This is a genomic window from Nitrospira sp. BLG_2 (assembly GCF_049222245.1).
The window spans coordinates 1-2,904 of sequence record NZ_JBLYIG010000686.1 but is presented as its reverse complement, the minus strand read 5'-3'; the positions used below and the strand labels follow the sequence as shown (position 1 = coordinate 2,904).

The window sequence follows — 2,904 nt, the reverse complement described above, 5'->3', positions numbered from 1 at the left end:
CTCCCCTTTTTGGTCCACCCGCTACACGCCAGCTAGTGATCTCGCTCCTTCACCGGATTCAACCCGATCACTGCCAATAGTCTTCCCGCATGATCACAGAATTTGATGAGAGTCCGTACAAAGTGGTGACTCCCTGCCAAGAACATCACCGGGAGCGTCATACCATAGAGAGGCACTGCCACAATCGACTTGGCAAAGTTCTTCGCCCGGTCCGTCGGATGCTTGAGAAAATTACTCCCTCGCAGCAACGCTTTTCGCAGGAGATACTTCTTCGTGCATCGCTCCGGAGGCACTACCTCGAAGACGGCTGCCTCATTGCACCAGATAAAGACGTTTCCTTTTGCCATCATCCTTCGAAAGAAATCGATGTCTTCGCCGGCCGTCCCGAATTCGGCCCTAAAGGGTTCACGTACATCAGCCAGAATATTTCGTCGGAACAGGACATTACCTGTTCGAGCCTCCCACATTCCTATTCGGTATCCTGTGGGGTAAGTCGGACGCTCGAAAAATCTTCCTTGCCGGACCCAGCCCGGGGGCTCATGCTCGAAGTATGGGTTGACCGGACCAAGCACCCCTGCGACTTCATGCTGTTTACAGGCATTGAATAGCCTGCGTAACCACTCGGAAGTCGGAAACTCGTCGTCGTCGATGAATGCGATGAAATCCCCGCTCGCGTTCTCAATCGCTTTGTTCCTCGCCAAGGCGATATTCTGCCGCGGCTCCACACAGTACCTGACCTGGAATGAGGAGCCGATTGTAAAGCTCTCAACAACCGACCTTGCTGATTCGGCCTGATCGTTGTCAACGATTACCACTGAAAAAGAGAAGCACCCCTGCGAGTCTTGTTCTTCGAGCTTTTCCAGCAATCGTCGCAGCATCCCCGGCCGCTTGAAGGTGCAGATACACACACAGATATGCGGCATCGCTCCCTTTGTCTCCTGGGCATTCATCGGACGAAGATGATTGGCAACACTGATCCCTGCGATATCGTCTCTAATCTCTAGACACCTCGGCATGCGCCTTTCTCACCGCCTCAATAATTCGATCTTGATCCTGCCTATCGAGGTACGGATGCATCGGCAGGCTGAAGATCCGATCTGACAGCTGTTCTGAAACGGGCAAGTCGCCGGCCTTGTAACCCAGGCGCGCAAACGCCGTCTGTAAGTGCAATGGCCTCGGATAGTAAATGGCGGTCGGAATCCCAAGTTCCTTCAGCTTGGCAAGGTACCGGTCTCGACCTTCCACAACTAACGAGTATTGCGCCCAGGCCGACAACAGGCCATCCGGCACATGCGGCACCTTCATGAGCATCTTGAATGCGGTTGAATAGCGCGCCGCGACCTCTTGCCTTGCCTTGATCTCGCTTTCGAATATCTCAAGCTTCGGCAGTAGAATGGCGGCTTGCAGCGTATCGAGCCGTCCATTCACGCCAATCCGGACGTTGTCGTATTTATGCGAACCTTTGCCGTGCTCTCTCAGCGAACGCAGACAATCCGCCATCACGTCGTTGTTCGTGAAGACCGCACCCCCATCGCCGTAGCCCCCCAGCGGCTTGGCCGGAAAAAAGCTGGTCGCCGCGATGTCTGCAAGATTGCCGACCCTCTTTCCCTTATAACTCCCTCCCAGGCTTTGCGCCGCATCTTCCAACACAAACAATCCGTACCGTTTGGCGATGCCATTGATACGGTCGTAGTCAGCCGGCAGGCCGAACAAATCGACCGGAATGATGCCTCTGAGGTTGAGGGGCTTCGCAACGGCTGCCCCACGCGCCATTCCCTTTTTGGCATCGGCGATCGCTTCCTCGAGCTTTGCAGGATCGATATTGTACGTATCAGGATCGACGTCGACAAAAATCGGGGTCGCCCCCAGGAGACAAATCACTTCGGCAGTCGCGATAAACGTAAATGGCGTGGTAAATACAGCATCCCCCGGGCCGACCTCATGTGCCAGCAAGCTGAGGAGGAGGGCATCTGTGCCGTTGGCGCAGGACACGCAATGCTTACTCCCGACAAAGAGGGCAAGCTGTTTCTCCAATTCTGTGACCTCCGGCCCCATGATAAACTTGCCGTGGTCCAACACTGCATTGATCCGCTCTTGAATGCGGGGCTTAATGCGCTCGTACTGTTTTTTCAGGTCGATAAACTCCATGCTCAGTCTCCTTGGACGATCGGACCATCCTTCATTTTCGCCTCTCAGGAACTCGATGCCACGGCGGGGTGCCTCTACGACTCCTTCAACTGATCATAAGTGACTTTCCCCACCGCCATCTCTGCCGGCAATGGTTTCTCCTCGTCGAGGTCCAAGCACCTGAGCACTCCCTCGCTGACTTCCCTGTATCGAAACTTGCTTTCCGGACAGACCATAACCCCTTCCCTATCGGGCGTCGGAAGTTTGATACCGTGTCTGCTCATCCACCCCTGTTGCCTAGCCGGCATCCCGACCATCAGAGCATAATCCGGCACGTCTTTCGCGACCACAGCACCGGCTGCGATGAACGCATACCGTCCGATCGTGACCCCGCAGACAATGGTGGCATTGGCCCCGATCGTGGCACCGCGCTTAATGATGGTCTTCTCATAGAGGGCATGCCGCACGACTTGAGACCGGGGATTGGTGATATTCGTCAGCACGCAGGATGGGCCAAGGAACACGTCGTCTTCGATTTCCGTTCCCGTATACACCGACACATTATTCTGAATCTTGACGTTGCTGCCGATCTTGACGTCGTTGCCGATGCAGACGTTTTGCCCCAAGTTACATCGCTCGCCGATCTCCGCCCCCTTCATCACATGCGCTCCATGCCAGATCTTCGTCCCGGCGCCTATCCGGCACGGCTCGTCCACGAACGCGGACTCGTGAACGAAATACGCCTTCCTTTCCTTGGCCGCGTGAGGATTGGCTCCC

At 55.4% G+C, this 2,904-nt stretch carries 3 protein-coding genes; all 3 read right to left on the bottom strand.

Translation table 11 applies throughout. The features are described from left to right. Window positions 1-32: 32 nt before the first annotated feature. Window positions 33-1,016: a glycosyltransferase family 2 protein gene (locus ACOSYY_RS18170; RefSeq protein WP_421664259.1), complete on the bottom strand. Its 984-nt coding sequence runs from the start codon at window positions 1,014-1,016 to the stop codon at window positions 33-35. Continuing rightward, window positions 994-2,148: a DegT/DnrJ/EryC1/StrS family aminotransferase gene (locus ACOSYY_RS18165; RefSeq protein ID WP_421664258.1), complete on the bottom strand. Its 1,155-nt coding sequence runs from the start codon at window positions 2,146-2,148 to the stop codon at window positions 994-996. The genes ACOSYY_RS18170 and ACOSYY_RS18165 overlap by 23 nt, the downstream gene beginning before the upstream one ends. Before the next feature lie 74 nt (window positions 2,149-2,222). After that, on the bottom strand, window positions 2,223-2,843 hold the full coding sequence (locus ACOSYY_RS18160) for an acyltransferase (protein WP_526023348.1): 621 nt from the start codon (window positions 2,841-2,843) through the stop codon (window positions 2,223-2,225). Window positions 2,844-2,904 lie beyond the last annotated feature (61 nt).